This window comes from Actinoplanes awajinensis subsp. mycoplanecinus (assembly GCF_001509495.1).
GTDB lineage: Bacteria > Actinomycetota > Actinomycetes > Mycobacteriales > Micromonosporaceae > Actinoplanes > Actinoplanes palleronii.
On sequence record NZ_LLZH01000290.1, the window covers coordinates 16318 to 41639 of the forward strand.

The window sequence follows — 25322 nt, forward strand, 5'->3', positions numbered from 1 at the left end:
CGACGCGAGACCGCAGCCGCTCCCGACCGCGGCGCGTCTAACGGTCCTGGCTGGTCCTCACGGCCCTTATCGCACCGCGATAAGGGCCGTGAGAGCCAGCCGAAGTCTTGAGCCGCGGCTGGGCGTCGAGTGCTGCGGTCTCGCGGTCGCCTCACGGGCGGGACTCGGCTTGTAGCCTGCGGGCGGCCGCTCCATCGTCGTACAAAATGGGGGTTATTCCGGGTCGAGAACGGCCAGGAGTTCGCCGGTGTCCACCTCGGCGCCGGGGTGAACCGGGAGTGAGGCGACCACGCCGGCCGACGGGGCGTGCACCGGGTGTTCCAGCTTCATCGCCTCGAGGGTGAGCAGCAGCTCACCGGCACGGACGCGCTGGCCCGGCACCACCAGCACGCGCCGCACCGCGCCCGGCAGCGGCGCGATCAGCGAGCTCTCGGCGGCCTCCGGCGCTGGCAGCGGGAAGCGCGAGATCTCACGGAGCGTCACCGAACCTTCGGGGCTGTCCACGTACGAGACGTCGCCGACCCGGTGCACCAGGACCGCGAGGCGGATGCCCTGGACGTTGAGCACCACCCGGTCCCGGCTGGCCGAGACCACCACGATCGGTGGATGCTCGTCCACCGGGGCCTGACCGAGACCGGCCAGGTCCAGCTCCTCCGGGTCGACCGGGCGGACCCACCAGCCGGCCAGCTCGCCGTGCCGGTTCATCCGGTAGCCGACCTCCACCGGACCGGTCGGGCCGTCGTAGACCGCGGTCTGCGAGCCGGACGGCACGTTGCGCCAGCCGGACGGCAGGGTGCTCAGCACCGGCGCGCTGGCCCGCCGGTCGGCGGCCCCGGCCAGCGCCGAGGCCAGGCAGGACAGCCGGACCGCGTCCACCGAGGAGAGCAGCGGGGCGAACACCTCGGGGTGCCGGTCCAGGAAACCGGTGTCGATGTCGCCGGCCCGGAACGAGTGGTGCCGCAGCGTACGGACCAGCAGGTCCCGGTTGGTGACCACGCCGTGCAGCTGTGCCCGGGCCAGCGCCGAGGCCAGCATCCGGGCGGCCTCCTGCCGGGACGGCGCCCAGGCGATCAGCTTGGCCAGCATCGGGTCGTAGTGCATCCCGGTCACCGAGCCGTCCGCGACACCGGAGTCCAGGCGCAGGCCGGGCTGCGGCAGCGGGCGGAACGAGCCGGCCACGTCGGGCACCGAGAACCGGTGCAGGGTGCCGGCGCTCGGCAGCCAGGCGTACGCCGGATCCTCCGCGCAGATCCGCACCTCGATGGCGTGCCCGCGGATCGGCGGCGGGCCGGGCATCGGCAGGCTGCCACCCTCGGCGATCAGCAGCTGCAGCCGGACCAGGTCGTAGCCGGAGGTGCACTCGGTGACCGCGTGATCGGTCTGCAGGGTCGGTGTGAGCTCCAGGAACCAGAAGTCGCCGTCCGCGTCGAGCAGGAACTCGACCGCGCCGGCGCCGACGAAGCCGAGCGCCCGGACCGCGACGATGGCCGCCCGGCACAGGTCCTCGCGCAGCGCGGCGTCCACCGCCGGTGACGGGGTCTCCTCGACGATCTTCTGGTACCGCCGCTGCACCGAGCACTCGCGCTCGCCGAACGGCACCACCGCGCCCATCGCGTCGGCCAGGATCGGCACCTCGATGTGCCGGACGTTGCCGACGTACGGCTCGCAGAACACGTCGCCGTCCACCTCGCGCCGGATCGAGGCGACCGCCTCGGCCAGCGTCGCGGCGTCCCGGACCACCCGCATGCCGGCGCCACCGATGCCGGCGTCCGGCTTGATCAGCACCGGGAATCCGGGCACCGTCGCCGGGTCGGTGAAGGACGGCAGGACCGGCACCTTCGCCTCGGCGACCAGCTTCTTCGTCTCGGTCTTGCGGTGCAGGGTACGCAGTGTCGCGGCCGGCGGCCCGACCCAGATCATCCCGGCGTCGACAACCGCGGCGGCGAACTCCGGGTCCTCGGCGAGGATCCCGTTGCCCGGGTGCACGGCGTTCGCGCCGGCCCGCTTGGCGGCGGCGATCAGCGCGTGCTGCTCCAGGTACGTCGCGGCCGTCGTGCTGCCCTCCAGGTGCACGGCGTAGTCGGCCTCGTTGACGTGCGGCGCGTCGGTGTCGACGTCCGAGTAGACGGCGACCGTCTCGATGCCGACCAGGCGGCAGGTGGCGAACACCCGGCGGGCGATCTCACCACGGTCGGCCACCAAGAGTCGTCGGATCACTGGTCTACCTTTCAAGGTCGGAACACACCGACGTGTTCGGCGCCGGCCACGGCGGCGCTGTGCACCGCGGAGAGGCAGAGGCCGAGGACGGTACGAGTGTCCCGGGGGTCGATGACGCCGTCGTCAGCCGCGGCGTGTTCCGCCGGGGGACGCGGCCAGCTGAACTGGAAGCGTGGTTCGTCGGCGCGGGCCGGTGTGCCACCGGGTTCCGGGCCGATCGTGAGTACCAGGTGCGGGACCGTGGACTTGGCCACGGCGTGCACCAGTGGGGCGTCGTGGCGTACGTCGGCGTCACCGTCACCGTCGTCGTCACTGCCGGGCAGCTCGCCGGGGTGCCGCAGGAAGATCACCGGGGTGGCCGTGGCGTTGGCGAGCTGCAGGAAGTGCACCGCCTTCTGGGACTCGTCCGGTGAGAGCCAGACGCCGGGGCTGCACAGCACCCCGATCGGGTAACCGTGCAGCTCACCCCAGCCGGCCACCAGCGCGCTGTCCGGTCCCGGCTTGAACTCGTCGAAGTCGGAGCCGTCCAGGAACCGGGCCAGCACCTCGCGCGGGTCGAAGCCGGCCGGGTCGGCGGCGGCGAGGCTGAGCAGCGCCTCCGAGTCGTACCGGGGCTCCGGCGGGCGGCTGGTCCGCGGCGGCGGGCCCTGCTTGCGCCAGTTGAACCGGCGTACGCACTGGCGGGCCAGCCGCAGCCCGTCCCGTTCGTCCTCGGCGAGCTGGTCGGCGGGCCCGGCCGGTCCGGCCGGCACCACCGGGGTGGCCCGCACCTCGACGCCGGAGCGCTGCGGGTGGATGGTGAGCACCTTGGCGTGCCCGCGTACCACGATCGTGTAGTCCGACAGAGCCGGCAGGTACGCCGCGTCGCCGCTGGTGGCGCCGAAGACCACGCAGACGGTCGGCACCCGGTCGGCGGTGAGCCGGCTCAGCTCGCGGGCGATGCTCCCGGCCGGTGCCGCAGCGCCTGTCGACTCGACCAGGTTCACCAGCGGCAGCCGGTTCTCCGAGGCGATCCGGGCCGCCCGGCGGATCTTCTCCGCGGTGTACGGATTGACCGCGCCCCCGTCCACCGTGGGGTCGTTGGCGATCACCACGCACTCGACGTCCTCGACCACGCCGATACCGGTGACCACGCTCGCGCCGACCGGGAACTCCGAGCCCCAGGCCGCCACCGGTGACAGCTCCAGGAACGGGCTGTCCTGGTCGAGCAGCATCTCGATACGTTCCCGGGGCAGCAGCTTGCCGCGGGCGTGATGACGGGTCACCCACTTCTCGCCGCCGCCGGCCCGCGCCTCGTCGAGGGCGGCCTCCAGCACGGCGAGCCGCTGCAGGGTGATGCTGCGCCCCTCCAGGTAGGCGGGGTCGCGCGGGTCCAGCGTGGTGCCGAGCACGGTCATGTCGTGACCCCGATGCTCGCTACGCCCCTACCTGCGTTCAAATCCGCGCCCTTCCCTGTTCACGCCGGTGCCTCTCGGCCACCTCCGTAACGAGTGGCCGTGCGGGCGCGACACGGACCGGACCATGGTGGCCCGGTCACTGGAAAGAGTGGATCAAGCACGTTTGAGGGGCTGTCCCGCAGGACAGCCCCTATGAACGTGGTGCAGCGTAGGGTCAGACGCGTGCGCGCCGGGCAAGCCGCTCGGGATCGAGGATGATCACGCTCTTGCCGTCCAGGCGCAGCCAAGCCCGGGACGCGAAGTCGGCCAGCGCCTTGTTGACCGTCTCCCGCGAGGCGCCGACCAGCTGGGCCAGCTCCTCCTGGGTGAGGTCGTGCGTGACGCGCAGCACACCACCGTCACGGGTGCCGAATCGACCGGCCATCTGCAGCAGGTTCTTCGCCACCCGGCCGGGCACGTCCGTGAAGATCAGGTCGGCCAGGGCGTCGTTGGTCCGACGCAGCCGACGGGCCAGGACCCGTAGCAGCTGTTCGGCGATCTCCGGCCGGTTGTTGAGCCACGGGCGCAACGACGACTTCTTCAGCCGGGCCAGCCGGCTGTCGGTCACCGCGGTGGCCGTAGCGGTCCGCGGACCCGGGTCGAACAGTGAGAGTTCGCCGAGCATGTCGGACGGACCCATGATGGAGACAAGATTCTGCCGACCGTCCGCCGCGCGGCGACCGAGCTTGATCTTTCCGGACAGAACGATATACAGGCTGTCGCCGGCCTCGCCCTCGTTGAAGACCACGTCGCCCTTACGGACTTCGATCGTGTCCATCTCCTTGGCGAGCGCCTCTGCGGCTTCCGGGTCAACGCCCTGGAAGATCCCGCTGCGCGCCAGTACCTCATCCATCGCCGCACCTCCGAAACGCGCAACGTCTGCGCTCGATCAGTCTAGGCGCACGCGGGCGGGAAACGGGCGGCCACCCCTTGATCCAGATACTGGACGGTAACAAAGTCCGCCGAGACCGCCGGTGATTATTCGTCGGTCCGGACATATCCAGACGGGCCTTTCGTCGGTCGCTCCCGCTTGCGAGCCGACGGTATCGTCCCGATCGATGAATTCGCACCCCCGGTCCCACCGCCAGCGAAGTTCTGGGCGTTTGGCCTTGAACGTCACCCTTGTCCTCGCCGCCGTGATCGGCGTGGGCCTCGGCGGCGTCGCCCTGGCCAACCGGGGGAGCAGCAAAGCCCCGGACTGGCAGAGCCCGGTCGCCGGTGCCACCGCCTCCGGATCCACGGTCAACAAGCCGGAATCGGCCACCGTCCCGTCGATCACGCTGTCCGCCACCGGCGACATCATGATGTCCAGCGCGCCGAACGGGCTCCCGCCCAACAACGGCGAGGGCTTCTTCGACTCGGTTCGCAAGAGCCTCGCGTCCGACCTGGTGATGGGCAACCTGGAACAGCCGCTCAGCGGCGACACCGGCGCGTCCAAGTGCGGCTCACCGCCCCAGCCGAACTGCTTCGCGTTCCGCTCGCCGCCGTCCTACGCCAAGCACCTCGCCGACGGCGGCTTCCAGCTGCTCAACACGGCGAACAACCACGCGAAGGACTTCGGCTCGGCCGGTTACCGCAACACGATCGAGGCTCTCGAGGGCGCCGGGCTCAAATACACCGGTGCCGAAGACCAGGTCACGATCGTGGAGACGAAGGGCGTCAAGGTCGCGGTGATCGGCTTTTCACCGTACGCCGGAGCCAACAACCTGAACGACCTCACCCACGCACGCGAGATCGTGAAGCAGGCCAAGGGCGAGGCCGACCTCGTGGTGATCCAGGTGCACATGGGCGCGGAGGGTTCGACGAAGAACCACGTCAAGCCGGGCACCGAGAACTTCTTCGGGGAGAACCGGGGTGACCCGATCAAGTTCAGTCACGCGGTGATCGACGCCGGGGCTGACGTGGTCATCGGGCACGGTCCGCACGTGCTGCGGGGCATGGAGTTCTACAAGGGCAAGCTGATCGCGTACAGCCTGGGTAACTTTGCCGGTGGCGGGCACACGCTCTCCAAGGACGGCATCCTGAAATACGCCGGGATCCTCCGGGTGACCCTGACCAAGGACGGCAAGTACGCCGGCGGGAAGTTCCTCTCCACCTATCTCAACGGCGACGGGCTGCCCACCCGGGACGCCACCAACGAGCGCGGCCGAGGCCTGGTCGAGGACCTGACCTCGACGGACTTCCCGAAGACCGGTGCCACGATCGGCGACGACGGAACGATCAAGCCGTCCGCGTGACCGACAGGGTGTGCGGCTCGACGTACTCTTTACCGGTGACTCGTCCCCGCACCGCCCCCGCCGACACCGGGCCGGCCGTGCAGGCGGGGCCCGGTCCCGCCCCATCCGGCGCCGCACAGTCCGGTTCTGCACAGTCCGGCCGCGCGCAGTCCGTTCTCGAGCGGTCGATGAAGCGCTTCGCGCGCGAGACCCCGATCGGCTTGAAGCGCCGGGCCCGCAAGACCGCCCGGCTGCTCGCCGAGACGCACCCGGACGCGCACTGCGAGCTCGACTTCAGCACACCGCTCGAGCTGGCGGTGGCGACGATCCTCTCCGCGCAGACCACCGACGTCCGGGTCAACCAGGTCACCCCGCGGCTGTTCCTGAAATACCGATCGGCCGCCGACTACGCCGCCGCCGACCGGGCCGAGATGGAGGAGATCCTCCGGCCCACCGGCTTCTTCCGGGCGAAGACCGACTCGCTGCTCAAGCTCGGCGCGCTGCTGGAGGAGAAGCACGGCGGCGTGCTGCCGGACAAGCTCGACGAGCTGGTCGCGCTGCCCGGCATCGGGCGCAAGACCGCCAACGTGGTGCTGGGCAACGCGTTCGGGGTCCCGGGGATCACCGTCGACACCCATTTCCGGCGGCTCACCAACCGGTTCGGCTGGGTGCACGAGGACGACCCCGTCAAGATCGAGTTCCTGGTCGCCGACCTGATCGAGAAACGCGACTGGACCATGCTGTCGCACCGGGTGATCTTCCACGGGCGGCGGGTGTGCCACTCGCGCAAGCCGGCCTGCGGGGCGTGCACGCTGGCGGCGGTCTGTCCCTCGTACGGGACCGGCCCGACCGAGGCGGCCCCGGCGGCGAAACTGCTCAAGGGCCCGCGAGCCCGTGACCTGGCGGTGGCCGCCGGTGTCGACCCCGAGCTGGTGCCGGCGAGTGCGGCCCTCGCGGCGGAGGAACCGTGAGGAGGTTCCTTCCCGCGGTGGCGGCCCTGGTGCTGCTGGCCGGGTGCACGAGCGGTGCTTCCGGGGACTCGGTCGAGGCTGCCTCCTCGACGCCCTCGCCGTTCGCGGCCTGCTCAACCCCGGGCCCTTCGGCCGGCGCTGCTTCACCGGCCGCTGCTTCCCCGGGTGCCGCTTCACGGGGTGCCGCTTCGGCGGGCGTCGCTGCGCTGCAGGGGCTCTCGATCGGCTGCTTCACCGGGGACAGCCCGGTCGACCTCGGCGCCCTGCGCGGGCCCGCCGTGATCAACATCTGGGCGTCCTTCTGCGGGCCGTGCCGCACCGAGCTGCCGGTCGTCCAGAAGCTCGCCGACAAGACCGCGGGCCGGTTGACCGTGCTCGGGGTGGACAGCGGCGACCGCTGGGAGGCGGCCGCCTCGTTCGGCGCCGACCACGGAGTCAGCATCCCCACGCTGTTCGACCAGGACAGGAAGCTGGCCGGGGCAGTCGGCGCGATCAGCCTGCCCAGCACGATCTTCATCGACGCGAACGGGAAGATGTACCTGCACCGGTACTCGATGGACGCCGCCGACCTGAGCGACCTGCTGCTCGAGCACACCGGCCTGCGGGTCGAGCTATGAGCCGAGGTGTGCTGCTGGACCAGCCGGGGAGTCTCCCGTCCTGGTTCGAGCCACTTCTGACCCGGGTCGAGAGCTGCCGCACCGAAGACTTCAGCACGTTGCGCCGACCGGCCGGCACCGCCGGACGCTCCAGCGCGGTCCTGGTGCTGCTCGGCGAGAGCCCGCCGTCGGCGGACACCCCGGGCGGCCCCGACCTGCTGATCCTGCAGCGGGCCGCGACCATGCGGAACCACGCCGGCCAGCCCGCCTTCCCCGGCGGCGCCACCGACCCGGAGGACGCCGACACCGTCGCCACCGCGCTGCGCGAGGCGAACGAGGAGGTCGGCCTGGACCCGTCCAGCGCCGAGGTGCTGGCCCTGCTCCCCGAGCTGTGGATCCCGGTCAGCGGGTTCTCGGTCACCCCGGTGCTGGCCTGGTGGCGTGCCCCGCACGAGGTCCATCCCCGGCAGGTCACCGAGGTCGCGCATGTGGCGAGACTCCCGATCAGTGAACTCGCCGACCCAGAAAACCGTATCCGGGTGCGACACCCGAGCGGTTGGATCGGCCCGGCCTTCCAGGTCCGCGGTCTGCTCGTCTGGGGTTTCACCGCGGGGGTGATCTCGGTTCTGCTGGACATGGCGGGCTGGGCGCAGCCGTGGGAACCGGGTCGCATCGTGGAACTGCCCGACGCCGCGGCCCCGGTGCCGGCGGCGCGCGGCGGTGCACCCGACGAGGTGGTGCCGTGACGTGCGCCTGACTTCTATGTTGAGTGAGTGCCAGTGGTCGATGTCATCCTGATCGTGCTGATGCTGCTCTTCGCGATCAGCGGCTACCGCCAGGGCTTCGTGATCGGGGCGCTCTCGCTCGGCGGCTTCTTCAGCGGAGTCCTGATCGGGCTGCAACTCGGCCCCTTGCTGGCGAAACAGTTCGCCGACGGCACGGTCCGCCTGGTCGTCGCGCTCGCGGTGATCCTCGCGCTGGCCGTGCTCGGGCAGACCCTGGCCGGGTGGCTCGGCGCCAGCCTGCGGCGGGCCATCTTCAACCGGCCGCTGCAGCACCTCGACGACGCCGGTGGCGCTGTCGTCTCGGTGGTCGCGGTGCTGCTGGCCGCCTGGCTGGTCGCCGTGCCGATGGGGTCTACCCCGTTCCCCGAGATCAACAAGGCGGTTCGCAGCAGCGCGATCCTCGGCGGGATCAACGGGCTGATGCCCGACCAGGCGCAGGCGCTCTCCTCGGCGCTGCGGGAGACCCTGGACACCAACGGCTTCCCGGACGTGTTCGGCGGGCTCACCCGCACCCAGGCCAAGGAGGTCGCCGAGCCGGATCCGGCGCTGCGCGGCTCCAAGATCGTGGCTACCTCGAAGAAGTCGGTGCTCAAGGTGCTCGGCGCCGCGCCGAGCTGCTCCCGGCGGATCGAGGGAACCGGTTTTGTGTACGCGAACGAGCGGGTGATGACGAACGCCCACGTGGTCGCCGGCACCCGTGAGGTCGTGGTGGAGACGTCGCGCGGGCAGCTCGAGGGCACCGTGGTGGTCTACGACCCGAAACGGGACCTCGCCGTGATCCGGGTGCCGGGGCTGACCGCGCCGGTCATGCCGTTCGTCAGCAAGGCCGCCGGGAGCGGGGCCAGCGCGATCGTGCTGGGCTACCCGCAGGACGGGCCGTACAACGCGCAGTCCGCCCGGGTGCGCGACGTCGGCGACATCACCGGCCCGGACATCTACGAGTCGGGTGACGTGACCCGGGAGATCTACACGATCAAGTCCCTGGTCCGCAGCGGCAACTCGGGCGGCCCGCTGATCTCACCGACCGGCGACGTCCTCGGCGTGATCTTCGCGGCGGCGGCGGACGACAAGAACGTCGGTTTCGCCCTGACCGCGGCCGAAGCCGCCCCGGTCGCCAAGCTGGGCCGGGAGAGCACCCGAGGCGTCAAAACCGGCGAGTGCGCCTAACCGAGCGTGTGAAGTTGTGGTGCGGAGCGCGCCGAAACTCCCCACGCACGACGTGGAGCCACCGAGCGTGTGAAGTTGTGGTGCGGAGCGCGCCGAAACTTCACACGCACGCGCTGGAACCGGCTTGTGTGGGGACTTTCGGTGCGGAGCGCGCCGAAACTTCACACGCACGAGGGGTGACCGTGCCCACCCGCGGACGTCGCCCCGGAGGGGTTTGCGTTCTGGACGCGTAGCGGCCAGCAAAGCCCGCAGGGGTCCCGGCGGGAGCGGCGATCTGTACCCCAGCGGACGCACGACCACAAGATTTTGATCTGGCGAAGAACTAGCCGGCCGTCCTGGCGAAGCGGCGGATCGTGATGGCGCCGGCCAGGGCCGAGATCGCGAACAGGGCGATCGCGATCCACCGGGCGTGGCTCGTGCCGGCCGGGCGGGCCTCGGCCGGAGCGGCCCAACCTCCGGCGTTGGTGCCCGGTGCCACGGCGGCGTCGCTGGTCGGGTCGGCGTCCTCGCGCGGCGCGGACTGCGCCTCACCCGGCGCCGGCGCGCTGCCGAACCGGGCGACCCCGGCCGGCGGCGTGTTGTCCAGCGGGTTGGTCCGCACCTCGGGAACGTCCGCGGTGAGCGCGCCGGTCGGGTCGACCATGCCGAACCCGAACTGGTCGTCGCGGCCCGGCGCGCCCCGGTCCTTGGCGGTCCGGATGACCCGGTTGATCACCTCGCCGGCGGACATGTCCGGCCAGCGGGAGCGGATCAGTGCGACGGTGCCGCTCACCATCGGTGCGGCGAAGCTCGTGCCCTGCACCTTCCAGTAGCCGCCCGGCTTCGCACCGACCAGGTCGGCGGCCGGCGCGGTGACCACGGTCTCCTTGCCGGTGATCGAACCGGTCCAGAGGTCGGTGCCGTTGCGGTCCATGCCGGCCACGGCGAGCACGCCCGGCTCGCGGGCCGGATACCAGACTCCGCGGGCGCTCGACGTCGCGCTGACGTTGCCGGTGCAGGCGACCACGACCACGTCCTTGGCGAACGCGTAGTCCAGGGCGGCGGCCAGCGCGGGGCTGTTCGCGCTGCCGCCGAGCGACAGGTTCACCACCCGGGCGCCGTGGTCGACGGCCCAGCGCAGGCCCTTCGCCACGATCAGCGCGTCGTCGTAGCGGTTCGCCTCGTTCAGCACCCGGACCGGCAGGATCTTGGCTTTCGGGGCGATGCCCACCACACCGGTCTTGTCGTCGTTGCGGCCGGCGATGATGCCGGAGACCGTGGTGCCGTGGCCGACCGGATCGCTGTTGCCGTCGCCGTTGCTGTCCACCAGGTCGAGCCCGGGCAGCACTTGGCCCTCCAGGTCGACGTGGTGTGCGTCGACGCCTGAGTCGATCACCGCGACGGTCACACCGGCGCCGTCGGAGTAGGTCCACGCGTCGGCCAGGTCGAGCGTCTGCAGCTGCCACTCGTCGGCCCGGACCGAGTCCTGACCCGCGGCGCCCGGCTCGGTCACCGGCTCGACGAGCGTGGTCCCCTCGATCACCTCATCGGTCACGCCCGGCTCAGCCAGCGCGGGGCCGGCGAGGCCCAGCGGCCCGGCGGCTAGGCCCAGCGGCCCGGCGGCTAGGCCCAGCGGCCCGGCGGCTAGGCCCAGCGGCCCGGCCGCGGAAACCAGCGGATCGGCGGCGAAGGCGGGTGCGGCTGCGGGACCCATCACGAGGAATCCGGCCAGAGCCGCTGCGCCGAGCCGGCGTGCGGTCAGCAACGGAAGCCGCCGAAGGGTGCACGACACCGCGGCCGTAGCGGCCGGAAGGTTGTGCTCACTCTGGTCACGGGTCGGCGTCGCCATTCTGATGATGGTCAGTCGATGGGGGGAGATTACTCCGAAACCATGGCGTGTCGCTGCGGTCCGGGGTCCCTAATCGCACTGAGAGTCTGTCCGCACTTCGGTTTCCGGATAGGCCAGCTGGATCAGACGAATTCCCTCACGCCGAGTGATCAGCCGGCCACGCCCCGGTGGAAGTCGTTCCGGTCGTACCGTGCCGATCAGCGGGCCCTCCTCGGGTGGCCCGGACATCACCAACCCGGGCGCGGAGAGCTCCCGCAGCCGCTGGATCACCGGCTCGTAGAGTGCCCGGCTCGCACCGCCGGCCCGCCGGGTCAGCACCAGGTGCAGCCCGACGTCCCGGGCCTGCGGGAGGTGTTCGAGCAGCGGGGTCAGCGGGTTGACCGGTCCCGCGGCGACCAGGTCGTAGTCGTCGACCAGGACGAACAGCTCCGGGCCGGTCCACCACGAACGGTCCCGCAGCTGTCTCGCGGTGACCTGAGGGCCGGGCAGCCGGCGCTCCATGTATCCGGCCACCGACTCCATCAGCTCCAGCGTCGGCTGGCTCTGCATGCCGTACCCGATCCGGTGCTCGGTCTCCGGCAGGTCGATCAGGCTGCGGCGGTAGTCGACCAGGATGATCCGTGCCTGTTCCGGGCTGAACCGGCTGGTCACCGACGTGGCCAGGGCGCGGAGGAAGGACGACTTGCCACACTCGGCGTCGCCGAACAGCAGGAAGTGCGGGTCGGTGGCGAAATCCACTGTCACCGGCGCCAGGTCCGCTTCGGCCAGGCCGATCGGCAGGTGCAGGCCGCTGCCGGTCCCGGCGATCCTCTGGTACGGCACGAGCGCCGGCAACAACCGCACCCGCGGCGCAGCCTCACCACCCCACGCCCCGGCCACCGCCTCGACCAGTGCGGCGGTGTCACCCAGCGAGCTGACCTCGGGCCGGGCGGTGAGCAGGTGCAGCCACTGACCCTTCACCGTCGGGTGCTCGATCACACCCCGCCCGGGCTGCTGCTCCGGCACGGTGATCGCGGCCCGGCGCCCGACGTACGAGTCCGCCGTGTCACCCAGCCGCAACTCCACCCGGGAGCCGAACAGGTCCCGTACGGCCGGCCGGAAATCCATCCACCGGGACGCGCTGGCCACCAAGTGGACGCCGTAGGAGAGCCCGCGCGTCGCCAGGTCGGTGAGCACCGGCTCGAGCTCCTCGAAGTCGGTACGCACCGTCGCCCACCCGTCCACCACCAGGAACACGTCGGCGCCGGCCCGGGCGGAGCGGAAGTCGGTGATCGAGCCGGCGAACGTCCGCTCCCGCTCGGCCAGCACGGTCACCATCTCGCCCACCGTCCGGCGCACGCCCTCCGCCTCCAGCCGCCCGAACACCCCACCCACGTGCGGCAGGTCGCGCAGCCCGCCGAGCGAGCCGCCCCCGAAGTCCAGGCAGTACACCCGCACCTCGGCCGGGGTGTGCGCCAGCGCCAGCCCGCAGATCAGCGTGCGCAGCGCGGTCGACTTGCCGCTGAGCGTGCCGCCGACCACCGCCACGTGCCCGGCCGACCCGGCGAGCTGCAGCCACAGCACGTCCCGCAGCTGCTCGCGGGGCTTGTCGACGAGCGCGAGCGGCACCTGCAGGGCGCCGTGCAGCGCCGGGTTGGCGCAGGTCAGCCCGCGCTCCTCGGTGCGTACCGGCGGGCCGAGCAGGTCGTCGAGGGCGGCCGGTCGGTCCAGCGGCGGCAGCCACACCCGGTGGGCCGGCGGTCCCTGCCCGGCCAGCCGGCCGACCAGCACGTCGAGCAGGGTGGGCGCGTCCGCCGGGGGCTCGACCGGCGCGGGTGCGGGTGCGGGTGCCGCCATCGTCCGGGTCGTGTAGGGCACCACCCGCACCTCGACGGCCCCGCCTGCCCGGACGCCCGGCCGGCGCAGCTTCCCGGACACGAACGACCCCCGGAACCGGGTCAGCGGCTCGGCGCCGAACTTCAGGTACGCGTGCCCGGGCGCACTCGGCAGCTCGCTCGCGTCCGGCACGCCGAGCACCACGCGCGACTCCAGGCCGCTGAACGTCTTCAACCCGATCCGGTACGACAGGTGGGTGTCCAGCCCGCGCAGCCGCCCCTCCTCCAGCCGCTGACTGGCCAGCAGCAGGTGCACGCCGAGCGAGCGCCCCAGCCGCCCGATCTGCAGGAACATCTCGATGAAGTCCGGCTTGTGCTGCAGCAGCTCGGCGAACTCGTCGCAGATCACGAGCAGTGACGGCAGCGGTGGCAGCGCCGCGCCGGCCGCCCGGGCCCGGTCGTAGTCCGGCAGACCGGCGAAGTTGCCGGCCCGGCGCAGCAGCTCCTGCCGCCGGATCAGCTCGCCGTCGATCGCCTCCGCCATCCGGTCGACGAGCGGCAGCTCGTCACTCAGGTTGGTGATCAGCGCGGCGGTGTGCGGCAGCCGGTCCAGCGAGGCGAACGTGGCACCGCCCTTGAAGTCGATCAGCACGAAGTTCAGCGACTCCGAGGAGTGCGTGCCGGCCAGGGCCAGCACCAGGGTGCGCAGCAGCTCGGACTTGCCCGACCCGGTGGCGCCGATCAGCAGGCCGTGCGGGCCCATCCCGCCCTGCGCGGACTCCTTCAGGTCCAGCTCGACCGGCAGGCCCTCCGGGGTCACCCCGATCGGCACCCGCAGCCGGTCCCGCCCGGCCCGCGGCCGCCACCCGTCGGCCGCCCGGAAACTCTCCGGGTCGCCGAGGCCGAGCAGCTCGGTGAACCCGGCCTCGACCGGCGCCGGCAGGCCGGTGGGATCGGCCGACGTGCGCCCGGCCAGGCGCAGCGGCGTCAACCGGCGGGCGATCGCCTCGGCGGCGGTCACCGGCAGGCCGTCCGCCCGGCCGGCCTCGGCTTCCAGGTCCAGGGTGGCGGTGTGCAGGGCGCCGGTCCGGTCCACGGCCAGCGCCAGGGTGGCCCGGTCGATCAGCCGGGGTGGCGGGGTGTCCAGGTCCAGCACGGTCACGCCGTCCAGGCCGTCGCTCCGGTCGTTCGCCGGGAGCGGGCCGGCGCCGTCCCGGACGATGACCACGTGCGGCGTGGCGGCGCCGTCCGGGTGGAACCGCGCCCGGCCGGCGAGCACGTCGCCGAGCAGCGCGTCCAGCTCGGTGTCGGCGCCGGCGACCAGGCGCAGCGGTCCGAGCGCGTCGGCGCGTTCCGGGTGCAGGCCGTGCGGCAGCCACTTCACCCACTCCCAGTCCGGGCGCCGGTCCGGGCCGGCGCAGACCGCGATCAGCAGGTCGTCCGGCGGGTGGAAGACCGCGAGCTGGACGAGCGCGGCCCGGACCAGGGACCGGGCCGGCTCGCCACCGCGCAGGTGCACCCGGGCGAACCCGCGCAGCGACATGGCCACCGGCAGGTCCGGGACCACGGAATACGCGTCGAGGAACCGTCGCAGCGCGCCCGCGGCCATCGGCTCCAGCTCGTGCAGCGGGCGGGTGGCCGGCGGCAGCAGCGGGGTGGCCAGGGTCTGCGGGCCGAGCCCGACCCGGACCACGCCGAAGTCCGGATCGTCCGGCCGGCGCTCCCAGACCCGGTGGCTGGCGACCGTCGACCAGAGCCGGGACGGGTCGGGATGGCGGTAGAGCAGCCCGGCCCGCTGCCGCCGCACGGTCTCCCGGGCCCGGCGGCGCAACCCGGCGAGGTGGCGCAGGTACTCCCGCCGGGCGGCGGCCAGCTCGGCCCGGCGGGGTGCGTTCGCCGCACCGAACGACGTGGTCAGCACGGCCAGCGCGGAAACCCCGAAAAGGCCACCGATGACGTACGAATAAGCACCGCCCCGGCCCTGCCCCATCATCATCGCCATGGCCACCGTGCCACCCAGCATCGGCAGCACCATCAGCGCCTGCTGCCAGCGTCCACCGGCCTGGGCCGGCACCTCGGGCGGCGGCTCGATCGGCAGCTTACCGGACGGGATCTCGGGCGCCGGCCGCCGTTCGGCCCGCTTGATCACCACAGTTCCCATCGCCGCGCCCTCCCGCCGCTCCGCGTGCCCACGCCGCATCAGAGTTCCATTGATCAGTAAGTATCGATACGTTCACCTGTGGACAACCCGGAACTGTGGAAAAGCGGGGGCCCGTGTACACCGGTCTGGCTCGTGTGACGATCAGCGCCCCGCACCGCCGGGTGGACGTGGCGCTGCCCGAGCACGTGCCGCTGGCCGAGCTGCTGCCCGAGGTGCTCCGGCACGCCGGTACCGACCTCGCCGACGCCGGTGAGCGGCACGGCGGGTGGGTGCTGCGCCGCGCCGACGGGACGGTCCTCGAGGTCGGCCGCGGTCTGCACAGCCAGGGCGTACGCGACGGCGAGGTGCTGCACCTGCGCCCGGCCCACGACGAGTGGCCGGAGCTGGAGTACGACGACGTCGTCGAGGCGGTGGCCGAGGGCGCCCGGCGGCGTGGCGGTGCCTGGACCCCGGCGGCCACCCGGGCGACCGCGCTGACCCTGGCCGGTGTCGCCCTCACCGCCGGCCTGGCCGCCCTGGTCGCCGCTGACCTGCGTGGTGACGGCGCGGGATGGACCGGCCTCGGCCTGGCAGCGCTGCTCGTCCTGGCCGCGACGGCCGCCGCCCGGGCCTATGCCGCGCGCAGCGCCGCCGTGGTGCTCGGCGCGTTCGCCCTGCCCTACGCGTTCACCGGAGCGGCCACCCTGATCGCCGCGGCCGGCGCACCGCCCGGTCCCGGCGGCCCGGGCGCCGCCGGCACCGGCTGGCCTGGCGCGACCGGGATCGCGGCAGCCGGGATCGGCGGGCCGGAGCTGCTGGCCGGGTCGGTCGCGACCCTGGTCGCGGCGGTGCTCTGCGGCGTGGGGACGGCGGCCGGCGCCCGGATCTTCACAGCCGGCGTGACCGTCGGGACACTCGGCGCCCTGGCCGCGCTCACCGCTCTGGCCGGTGGCCCGGCGGCCGGCGCGGCGGCGCTGCTCGCGGTGCTGGTCTGTGGCGTCTCGGTGCTGCCGGTGCTGGCCATCCGGCTCGGCCGGACCCCGATGCCGCCGGTCGCCCTCCCGCTCGGCACCGCCGCCGAGGAGGACTTCTTCACCACCCCGGCGGAGCTGAACGGCGCAGCGGAGCGGAACGAGGCCGTGGAACCGGGCAGCACCGCGGAACGGGACGGCTCCGCCCTCGACGCGATCCGCCGGCGACCGGACCGGGCGGTGGTCTTCGCCGCGGTCGGTCGCGCCGACGACCTGCTGACCGGTCTGCTGCTCGGCCACGCGGTGCTGGTGGCGGGCTCGGTCGCGGTCCTGGCCACGGTGCACACCCTGGCGGCCCGGCTCCTGCTCGGCGTCGCCGCGGTCGCGCTGCTGCTGCGCTCGCGGCTGTTCCGGGCGCGGCGGCAGCGGCTGCCGTTGATCGCGGGCGGGCTGGCCGGGTGTCTCGCGCTCGGTGCCGGGCTGCTGGCCGACGCCGGACCGGCGGCGATGCCCGCGGTCACCGCGGGCTGTGTGCTGCTGGCCCTGCTGCTGGCGGCGGCCGGGGTGACCTGGCCGAGCCGGCCGTCGTCGCGCGGGCCGGCCCGCGCCGCCGACCTGCTGGACGTGCTGGCCACGGTGTCGGTGATCCCGGTCGCCTGCGCGGTGGCCGGTCTCTACCAGGCGGTCAGCGGTATCTCGTTCTGACCGATTCTGCCCGCGGAAAGCGGAGAAAAGTCAGGCCGGAACATGGCCATACGACCGCACCTGCGGGGCCGGAGCCCCGCAGGTGCGGTCGTCAGCGGTGTGGGGAGCGAGCGGTCAGTGCGCTCCCTCTTCGGCTTCCTCGGCCTCGGCGCGCTTGAAGGACGCGCGGATCTCGGCTTCCGCCTCGACCCGGCCGACCCAGGTCGCGCCCTCGACCGACTTGCCGGGCTCCAGGTCCTTGTAGACCGTGAAGAAGTGCTGGATTTCCATCCGGTCGAACTCGCCCAGGTGGTGGATGTCCCGCAGGTGCTCCTGACGCGGGTCCTCGAACGGCACGCAGAGGACCTTGTCGTCGCGGCCCTTCTCGTCGCTCATCCGGAACATGCCGATCGCGCGGGACCGGACCAGACAACCAGGGAACGTCGGCTCCTGGATCAGCACCAGCGCGTCGAGCGGGTCGCCGTCCTGGCCCAGGGTGCCCTCGATGAAGCCGTAGTCGGCGGGATACTGGGTGGCCGTGAAGAGGGTCCGGTCCAGCCGGATGCGCCCGGTCTTGTGGTCCACCTCGTACTTGTTGCGCTGCCCCTTGGGGATCTCAACCAGAACGTCGAAATCCATTATGTCGCTCCCCTTATGCTTGCCCGCTGATTAGACCGGGCCGCCGGGCGGGAAGCGGGGGAATGGAAGCAGGCCCGCAGGATCCGCGCGCAACGGTGTGCCGGATGTCGCTAGTCTCCCCTAAGTCTGACGCCACAGGCGAGGAGGGGCGTGTGACGAGGCAAGATTCACAGAACGGTCCGGGCGACGACGGCGTGTCGGACGGGTCGGCGCGGCCGGATTCCGGTAACGGGCAGCCCGGTCGAGCCGCTGTGCCCGCGTCCCCGCCAGGCACTCCGTGGCCCGGTGTCCCGAATCCTCCCGATTTGAACGCCCCGGGTCGGGCCAGTGTGCCATCCGGCAGCCCGGCCTGGCCCGTGGTTCCGCAGTTTCCGGCGGCGCCACCGACCCAGCAGCTCCAGCAGGTTCAGCCGCCCCAGCCTGCCCAGCCGCCCCTGCCGCCCCAGCCGCCCCAGCAGCTTCCGCCGATCCAGCCGGTCGTCCCGGCGAAGCTGGCCGAGGCGCCGGCCGTCGGTGCGTACGGGAAAGCCTCTGTCCCGTTGAACACCGCGCGTCCGGCAGCGGCCGCGCCCACCGCGGCGGTCCGGGCGCCGGCCGCTTCCCCGGCAAAACCCGCCGCCGGCGAGACCGCCGCGGCAAAAAGCCCTTCCCGGACGAAACTGATCGCCGTCGTCGCGGTCGCCGCCGTGCTGGCCGCGGTCGCGCTCGTCGGCCTGGTGGCGCGGCCCGGCCCGATCGCCGGTTGGTTCGGCGACGACCCGGCCACGCCCGCGCCGGTGGCCACCACCCCGGACCCGGCGCCCACCCCGGTGCTGGTCGCCGCGGCCGGTCAGGGCGACGCCCCGAACGAGGCCGCGGTCAAGGAGGCCCTCGACCCGCTGGTGAACTCGTCCGCGCTCGGCTCGACGGTGCACGTCTCGGTGCTCGACGTGTCCTCGGCGCAGGTGCTCTACGCCAAGAACGCCGACATCCCGACCACACCGGCGTCGACCACCAAGCTGCTCACCGCGGTGACCGCGCTGGCCGCCCGCGGACCGGCCTACCGGCTGGCCACCCGGGTGGTGGCCGGCGAGAAGCCCGGCGAGGTGGTGATCATCGGGGGCGGCGACCCGACCCTGGCGATCAACGCGAAGGGGCAGTTCCCCGGCGCGGCCCGGCTGGACAAGCTGGCCGCGCAGGTGAAGAAGGCGATGGGCGACACCCCGATCACCCGGGTGACCGTGGACATCTCGCTGTTCAGCGGCTCGGACACGGCGGTCGGCTGGGACTCGAGCGACATCTCGCCGAACGGCCAGGTCGCCCGGATCCAGGCGCTGATGACCAACGCCGGGCGGATCACGCCGGTGCACAACGAGACCGGCGGCGACCCGCGGTTCTCCGATCCGGCGATGGCCGCCGGCCGGGCCTTCGCCAACCAGCTCGGCGTCGCGTCGGAGAAGGTCCGCAAGGGCACCGCACCGGCCGCGGCCGGTGACACCGCGTCCGCGTCCGCGAGCGCCCCGGCGAGCGCGCCAGCGACCGGGGAGATCACCGCCGGGCAGGAGCTGGGCAAGGTCGAGTCGCCGCCGCTGGTGCAGGTCCTGGACTGGATGCTGCAGCAGAGCGACAACACCATCGCGGAGACGATGGGCCGCCAGGTGGCGCTGGCCGCCGGCGACGAGGCCAGCTTCGACGGCACCGCCGAAGCGATGATCAACAAGCTGCGCGAGCTGGGCCTCAACGGCGACGAGGCGGACCTCTACGACGCCAGCGGCCTGTCCCGGCACAACGGCATCAGCCCGTCCCTGCTGGTGCAGACCCTGGCCCTGGCGGCCGGCGGCACCAAGCCGGAGCTCTCCGCGATGTTCAACGGCCTGCCGGTGGCCGGCTGGTCCGGCACGCTGCGGACCCGGTTCGCCACGCCCAGCCCGAACCAGGCCGCCCAGGGGGTGGTCCGGGCCAAGACCGGCACGCTGAGCGGGGTGAACACCCTCGCCGGGGTGCTCGTCACCAAGGACGGGCGGGTGCTCGCCTTCGCGATCATGGCGAGCGCGACGTCGGACTCGTCCACCGCCAAGGCGGCGCTGGACAAGGTCGCGGCCCGGCTGGTGGCCTGCGGCTGCTCCTGACCCGGGGCCGGTTACACCCTGAGCGGGGGTGCCGGCCTCGGGGTTTCTCCGGAGTGCGCTGTGGAGTCGCGCGGGTACTGTCGGCTGCATGGCGCAGTTCGTAGACTGGGATCTGGCCGCCGCAACCGCTGGCGCGCTCTCCAAATCCGGCCCGGCGGTCTCTTATGACGAGGCCGCTCAGGTGGTGTCCGAGCTGCGGGAGCTGACCGATCAGGCAGCCGGCCACGTGGCGGCGTACACCGGCCTGATCTCGCAGGTCGCGGTTCCACCGGTGCGGGTGGTGGACCGCCGCGACTGGGCGAAGGTGAACATCTCCGGCCTCCAGCAGGTGATCACTCCGCTGGTCACCAAGCTCTCCGGCGACAAACAGCCCGGAGCGTTCGCCGACGCGATCGGCTCCCGGGTGACCGGCGTGCAGGCCGGCACGATCCTGGCCTACCTCTCCGGCCGCGTCCTCGGTCAGTACGAGGTGTTCTCCGGCGACCCCGGCCAGCTGCTGCTGAACGCGCCGAACATCGTCGAGGTCGAGCGCAAGATCGGCGCGGATCCGCGGGACTTCCGGCTCTGGGTCTGCCTGCACGAGGTGACCCACCGCACCCAGTTCACCGCGGTGCCCTGGATGCGGGGTTATTTCCTCGGCCAGGTGCAGGCGTTCGTCGACGCCTCGCAGGGCGGCGAGCACCTGCTGGAGCGGGTGCGGCGCGGTGTCGGCACGCTCTCCGAGGCGCTGCGCGACCCGGAGAGCCGGGCCTCGGTGCTGGACATCGTGCAGACCCCCGGGCAGAAAGCCGTGCTGGACCGGCTGACCGCGCTGATGACCCTGCTGGAGGGGCACGCCGAGTTCGTGATGGACGGCGTCGGCCCCGAGGTGATCCCCAGTGTCGAGTCGATCCGGGCCAAGTTCAACCGCCGCCGGGAGTCCGGCAACCCGCTGGAGAAGACCATCCGCCGGCTGCTCGGCATCGAGGTCAAGATGCGGCAGTACGCGGAGGGTCACAAGTTCGTGCACGGCGTGGTCGAGCGGGTCGGCATGGACGGCTTCAACAAGATCTTCGAGTCGCCGCTGACCCTGCCCTGGCTGGAAGAGCTGGGTGACCCGGACGCCTGGGTGGCCCGGGTCCACGGCTCGCACGCCGCGCTCGACTGACCGTGGCCCGGATCCCGGCGCCGGTCGCCGCGGTCCGCTCGGCGGTCCGCCGCTGCCTGGCCGACCTGCCGACGGACGCCCTGGTGCTGGTCGCCTGCTCGGGCGGGGCGGATTCGCTGTCGCTGGCCGCCGCGGCCCGGTTCGTGCTGGGCCGGGCCGGCCTGGTCACGGTGGATCACGGGCTGCAGGAGGGCTCGGACCGCCGGGCCCGGTCGGTGGCGGCCTGGGCCCGGGACGCCGGCTTCGACCCGGTGCGGGTGTCCACCGTCACGGTGACCGGCCGGCCCGGTGGCCCCGAGGCCGCCGCCCGGACCGCCCGCTACGAGGCCCTCGAGGCCGCCGCCGGTGAGTTCGGCGCGGCCGCCGTGCTGCTCGGGCACACCCGCGACGACCAGGCCGAGACGGTGCTGCTGGCGCTGGCCCGCGGGGCCGGCCCGCGCGGGCTGTCCGGTATGCCGGAGCGGCGCGGGGTGTTCCGCCGGCCGATGCTCGACGTGGCCCGGGCGGACACCCGCAAGGCCTGCGCCGCCCTGGGCCTGGCGCCCTGGGAGGACCCGCACAACACCGATCCGGCGTATGCCCGGTCCCGGGTCCGTGGGACCGCGCTGCCCACCCTGGTGGCCGAGCTGGGCCCGGCCGTGGTGGGCAACCTGGCCCGGACCGCCGCGCTCGTGGCGGTGGACAACGCGGCGCTGGACGAGCTGGCCGCCGCCGCCCTGGAGCAGTCCCGCTCGGCCGCCGGGCTGTCGGTGCCGGTGCTGGCCGGGCTGCTCGCCGCGGTCCGGGGCCGGGTGTTGCACCGGTGGGCGCGGGAGCTGGGAGCGCCGGGTGGGGCGCTGGCGTACTCGCACGTGATCGCCCTGGACGCCCTGGTGACCGGCTGGCACGGGCAGGGTTCGGTCTTCCTGCCGGCCGGAATCGGCGTCGAACGGCGGGGAAGTGACCTCGTTCGGGTGGTTCCGGCCCATATCAAGTGAGCGATCGGGATCGGAAACAGGCCCCGTTTCACGAACGGTAACCTCCATGCGGCAGGCTTAGTCCCATGGCTGATGGCTCTTGGTACGAAGCCGACATCGACCACGTGATCATCTCGGAAGAGGAGATCCGCGAGAAGATCGATGAGCTGGCGAAGCAGGTCTCGGTTGACCACGCCGAAGCCACGGAAGGCATTCTCCTGGTCTGCGTGCTGAAGGGCGCGGTCATGTTCATGGCCGACTTCGCCCGCGCGCTGGGACGGCACGGCCCGTCCACCGAGATGGAGTTCATGGCGGTCTCGTCGTACGGACAGGGCACCACCTCGTCCGGCGTCGTCCGCATCCTGAAGGACCTGGACCGGGACATCACCGGCCGGCACGTGCTGGTCATCGAGGACATCGTCGACTCCGGGCTGACCCTGTCCTGGTTGATGAAGTACCTCGAGTCGCGGCAGCCGGCCAGCGTCGAGGTGGTGGCGCTGTTCCGTAAGCCGGACGCGGTCAAGGTGCAGGTCCCGGTCCGCTACGTGGGCTTCGACATCCCCAACGAGTTCGTGGTCGGTTACGGGCTGGACTTCGCGGAGCGCTACCGAGAGTTGCCGTACGTGGGCGTTCTCAAGCCGGAGGTCTACGCCCGTAGCTGAACCGTTTTCTCAGCGTGTTCTCAGTAATGGTGGTTATGAACCGTTTTATTACTGAAACACGCTGGAATGCGGGGGGTTACGTGGAGTTCGCCCCTTGGCCTCACGGGTTCGCAAGCGGTGCCTACGGTGTACGGTCGAGTGACCGATGGCGTGGTGTCACGAGCGCCGGAGGGGCTGGGAGTGATTCGCCGCGGCCAAGCGGGGGAATTGATTTCCGGCAGCCGCCGGTGGGCGGTTGACGTTGAGGTGACCAGGACGCCAGATCAGGAGGGTCCGGGCGCTTGGCGCCCGACAACAGTATGGAACGTACGCGTTTCTTCCGCCGCCCGGTGGTCTGGATCATTCTGGTGATCATCGGCGTAGTGGCGCTGAGCTCGATCTTCACCAGTGGTCCGAGCTACCAACGGGTGGACACTTCGGTCGCGCTTGACCGTCTGAACCTGCCCGGGATCGAGAAGGTCGTCCAGAAGGACAAGGAGCAGACGCTCCAGATCGACCTGAAGGATCCCGAACAGTTCAACGGCAAGACCACCGACAAGATCGAAACCCAATATCCTTACGAGGTCACCGATCAGATCTGGGCTGACGTCCAGGCGGCCAAGACGGCCGGTCGGATCAGCGGGACGACCAATGCCACGGTCTCCGGCGACAACATCCTGCTCAGTCTGCTGATCAACCTGCTGCCGATCGCCATTCTGGTGGTCCTGCTCTTGCTGTTCATGTCGCAGATGCAGGGTGGCGGCTCGCGGGTGCTCAACTTCGGCAAGTCCAAAGCGAAGATGATCACCAAGGACACGCCGAAGACGACGTTCGCCGACGTGGCGGGCGCCGACGAGGCGGTCGAGGAACTCCACGAGATCAAGGACTTCCTGCAGAACCCGGCGAAATACCAGGCTCTGGGCGCGAAGATCCCGAAGGGCGTGCTGCTCTTCGGTTCGCCCGGTACCGGTAAGACGCTGCTGGCCCGCGCGGTTGCCGGCGAGGCCGGGGTGCCGTTCTACTCGATCTCCGGTTCGGACTTCGTGGAGATGTTCGTCGGCGTCGGCGCGAGCCGGGTCCGCGACCTCTTCGAGCAGGCCAAGGCGAACGCTCCGGCGATCGTCTTCGTCGACGAGATCGACGCGGTCGGCCGGCACCGCGGCGCCGGCATGGGCGGCGGTCACGACGAGCGCGAGCAGACGCTCAACCAGCTGCTCGTCGAGATGGACGGCTTCGACACCAAGGGTGGCGTGATCCTGATCGCGGCCACCAACCGGCCCGACATCCTCGACCCCGCGCTGCTGCGTCCGGGCCGTTTCGACAGGCAGATCCCGGTCGACAACCCGGACATGGAGGGCCGCAAGGCGATCCTCCGGGTGCACGCCAAGGGCAAGCCGTTCACGCCCGACGTCGACCTCGACGCGGTGGCCCGCCGGACGCCCGGTTTCTCCGGCGCCGACCTGGCCAACGTGATCAACGAGTCCGCTCTGCTGACCGCCCGGCACGAGAAGCGGGCGATCTCGAACGAGTACCTCGAGGAGGCGATCGACCGGGTCATCGCCGGCCCCGAGCGCCGCACCCGGGCGATGAGCGACAACGAGAAGAAGATCACCGCGTACCACGAGGGTGGACACGCTCTGGTCGCCTACGCGCTGCCGCACTCGGCTCCGGTGCACAAGGTGACGATCCTGCCGCGCGGTCGCTCGCTGGGTCACACCCTGGTCCTGCCGACCGAGGACAAGTACACCCAGACCCGCGCCGAGATGATCGACACCCTGGCGTACGCGCTGGGTGGCCGGGCCGCCGAGGAGCTCGTCTTCCACGAGCCCACCACCGGCGCCGGCAACGACATCGAGAAGGCGTCCGGTCTGGCCCGGGCCATGGTCACGCAGTACGGCATGAGCTCGAAGCTGGGCGCGGTCAAGTACGGCACCAGCGGTGACGAGCCCTTCATGGGTCGCAACATGGGCCACGAGAAGGACTACTCGGACTCGGTCGCCGCCGACATCGACTCGGAGGTGCGTGCGCTCATCGAGCTCGCGCACGACGAGGCGTGGGAGATCCTGGTCGAGTACCGCGACGTGCTCGACAACATGGTCCTGGAGCTGATGGAGAAGGAAACCATCACCCAGGACGACATGAGCCGGATCTGCGCCCGGGTGCAGAAGCGTGCGCCGATGGCGCCGTTCAACGGCTTCGGCAAGCGTCTGCCGTCGGAGGCTCCGCCGGTGGTCACGCCCGCCGAGCGGGCGAAGCTGAAGGCGCAGGCCGAGGCGGATGGTCAGATTGCCGTGGGGCCGAACTCCAACGGCGCCGTGGAAGGCAGTAACTGATCAGCACCAAAGACGAACTCGACTATCTCGCCGCCCGGCTGGTCGATGGCAAGCTCACCGGAACTCCGGTGGAGGACGCCGTCGACCTCGGGCGGATCGAGAAAGCGGTCCGGGAGATCCTCATCGCGATCGGTGAGGACCCGGACCGGGACGGTCTGGTACGCACCCCGTCCCGCGTCGCCCGGGCCTACGCGGAACTCTTCGCCGGCCTCCGGGTCGACCCGGCGACCGTGCTCACCACCACCTTCGAGGCGGACCACGAGGAACTCGTCCTGGTCCGCGACATCGAGGTGCAGAGCATGTGCGAGCACCACCTGCTGCCGTTCACCGGGGTCGCGCACATCGGCTACATCCCGGGCACCAACGGCCGGATCACCGGGCTGTCGAAACTGGTCCGCCTGGTGGAGGTCTTCGCCCGGCGCCCGCAGGTGCAGGAGCGCCTCACGTCGCAAATAGCAGATCTGCTGATGGCGAAGCTGGATGCGCGCGGTGCGATCGTGGTGCTGGAGTGCGAGCACCTCTGCATGGAGATGCGCGGCATCCGGAAGGTCGGCGCGCGGACGGTCACCTCGGCGGTCCGGGGCGCGTTCCAGACCGACGGCAAGGTCCGGGCCGAGGCGATGGCACTGATCAACGCCCGCTGAGCGGGTGCGGTTCTTCGAGAAGGCGGCCT

18 protein-coding genes are annotated in these 25322 nt (G+C 71.8%); 12 read left to right on the forward strand and 6 right to left on the reverse strand.

The window, feature by feature from the left end:
- Window positions 1-213: 213 nt before the first annotated feature.
- The 3 genes from ADL15_RS32340 to ADL15_RS32350 all read right to left on the reverse strand — a co-directional run bounded on the left by ADL15_RS32340 (window position 214) and on the right by ADL15_RS32350 (window position 4506).
- Window positions 214-2217, reverse strand: coding sequence for an acetyl/propionyl/methylcrotonyl-CoA carboxylase subunit alpha (locus ADL15_RS32340; protein ID WP_067699094.1), 2004 nt, complete (start codon window positions 2215-2217; stop codon window positions 214-216).
- An 11-nt stretch (window positions 2218-2228) separates the two neighbouring features.
- Window positions 2229-3614, reverse strand: coding sequence for a carboxyl transferase domain-containing protein (locus ADL15_RS32345; RefSeq protein ID WP_067699096.1), 1386 nt, complete (start codon window positions 3612-3614; stop codon window positions 2229-2231).
- Window positions 3615-3828: 214 nt separating this feature from the next.
- Window positions 3829-4506: a Crp/Fnr family transcriptional regulator gene (locus ADL15_RS32350; RefSeq protein WP_014447921.1), complete on the reverse strand. Its 678-nt coding sequence runs from the start codon at window positions 4504-4506 to the stop codon at window positions 3829-3831.
- 205 nt (window positions 4507-4711) lie between these two features.
- On the opposite strand from ADL15_RS32350, the gene ADL15_RS32355 reads away from it, so the two are divergent.
- The 5 genes from ADL15_RS32355 (at window position 4712) to ADL15_RS32375 (ending at window position 9388) form a co-directional block, all read left to right on the forward strand.
- A complete protein-coding gene (locus ADL15_RS32355) occupies window positions 4712-5890 on the forward strand; it encodes a CapA family protein (protein WP_067699098.1) in 1179 nt (392 codons plus the stop codon).
- 167 nt (window positions 5891-6057) lie between these two features.
- The gene (gene nth, locus ADL15_RS32360; RefSeq protein WP_067699100.1) at window positions 6058-6840 is read left to right on the forward strand and encodes an endonuclease III; all 783 of its coding nucleotides are present in this window, start codon (window positions 6058-6060) and stop codon (window positions 6838-6840) included.
- Complete coding sequence (locus tag ADL15_RS32365; RefSeq protein WP_067699102.1) at window positions 6837-7457, forward strand: TlpA family protein disulfide reductase; 621 nt, start codon at window positions 6837-6839, stop codon at window positions 7455-7457. Before nth ends, ADL15_RS32365 begins: the two co-directional genes overlap by 4 nt.
- Window positions 7454-8182 carry an NUDIX hydrolase gene (locus tag ADL15_RS32370; protein ID WP_067699104.1) on the forward strand — a complete coding sequence of 243 codons (729 nt, stop codon included), beginning with the start codon at window positions 7454-7456 and terminating at the stop codon, window positions 8180-8182. Before ADL15_RS32365 ends, ADL15_RS32370 begins: the two co-directional genes overlap by 4 nt.
- Window positions 8183-8209: 27 nt before the next feature.
- Window positions 8210-9388, forward strand: a complete 1179-nt coding sequence (locus ADL15_RS32375) for a MarP family serine protease (protein ID WP_083972022.1) — start codon at window positions 8210-8212, stop codon at window positions 9386-9388.
- Window positions 9389-9710: 322 nt separating this feature from the next.
- On the opposite strand, the gene mycP is transcribed toward ADL15_RS32375, so the two are convergent.
- Window positions 9711-11216 carry a type VII secretion-associated serine protease mycosin gene (gene mycP, locus ADL15_RS32380; protein ID WP_067699106.1) on the reverse strand — a complete coding sequence of 502 codons (1506 nt, stop codon included), beginning with the start codon at window positions 11214-11216 and terminating at the stop codon, window positions 9711-9713.
- 69 nt (window positions 11217-11285) lie between these two features.
- Window positions 11286-15191, reverse strand: a complete 3906-nt coding sequence (gene eccCa, locus ADL15_RS32385) for a type VII secretion protein EccCa (RefSeq protein ID WP_067699175.1) — start codon at window positions 15189-15191, stop codon at window positions 11286-11288.
- 113 nt (window positions 15192-15304) lie between these two features.
- Here eccCa and eccD point away from each other — a divergent pair, with 113 nt between their 5' ends.
- Window positions 15305-16846: a type VII secretion integral membrane protein EccD gene (gene eccD, locus ADL15_RS32390; RefSeq protein WP_067699108.1), complete on the forward strand. Its 1542-nt coding sequence runs from the start codon at window positions 15305-15307 to the stop codon at window positions 16844-16846.
- A gap of 114 nt (window positions 16847-16960) precedes the next feature.
- On the opposite strand, the gene ADL15_RS32395 is transcribed toward eccD, so the two are convergent.
- Complete coding sequence (locus ADL15_RS32395) at window positions 16961-17464, reverse strand: inorganic diphosphatase (protein WP_067699110.1); 504 nt, start codon at window positions 17462-17464, stop codon at window positions 16961-16963.
- A 539-nt stretch (window positions 17465-18003) separates the two neighbouring features.
- Between ADL15_RS32395 and dacB the strand changes: the two genes are divergently transcribed.
- The 6 genes from dacB to folE all read left to right on the forward strand — a co-directional run bounded on the left by dacB (window position 18004) and on the right by folE (window position 25293).
- Window positions 18004-19572 carry a D-alanyl-D-alanine carboxypeptidase/D-alanyl-D-alanine endopeptidase gene (gene dacB, locus ADL15_RS32400; protein ID WP_232344660.1) on the forward strand — a complete coding sequence of 523 codons (1569 nt, stop codon included), beginning with the start codon at window positions 18004-18006 and terminating at the stop codon, window positions 19570-19572.
- A gap of 88 nt (window positions 19573-19660) precedes the next feature.
- On the forward strand, window positions 19661-20719 hold the full coding sequence (locus ADL15_RS32405) for a zinc-dependent metalloprotease (RefSeq protein WP_067699112.1): 1059 nt from the start codon (window positions 19661-19663) through the stop codon (window positions 20717-20719).
- 2 nt (window positions 20720-20721) lie between these two features.
- A complete protein-coding gene (gene tilS, locus ADL15_RS32410; RefSeq protein WP_067699113.1) occupies window positions 20722-21696 on the forward strand; it encodes a tRNA lysidine(34) synthetase TilS in 975 nt (324 codons plus the stop codon).
- Window positions 21697-21761: 65 nt separating this feature from the next.
- Complete coding sequence (gene hpt, locus ADL15_RS32415; RefSeq protein ID WP_067699115.1) at window positions 21762-22337, forward strand: hypoxanthine phosphoribosyltransferase; 576 nt, start codon at window positions 21762-21764, stop codon at window positions 22335-22337.
- 299 nt (window positions 22338-22636) lie between these two features.
- A complete protein-coding gene (gene ftsH, locus ADL15_RS32420; protein WP_067699117.1) occupies window positions 22637-24649 on the forward strand; it encodes an ATP-dependent zinc metalloprotease FtsH in 2013 nt (670 codons plus the stop codon).
- Window positions 24646-25293: a GTP cyclohydrolase I FolE gene (gene folE, locus ADL15_RS32425; protein ID WP_083972025.1), complete on the forward strand. Its 648-nt coding sequence runs from the start codon at window positions 24646-24648 to the stop codon at window positions 25291-25293. The genes ftsH and folE overlap by 4 nt, the downstream gene beginning before the upstream one ends.
- Window positions 25294-25322: the final 29 nt, after the last annotated feature.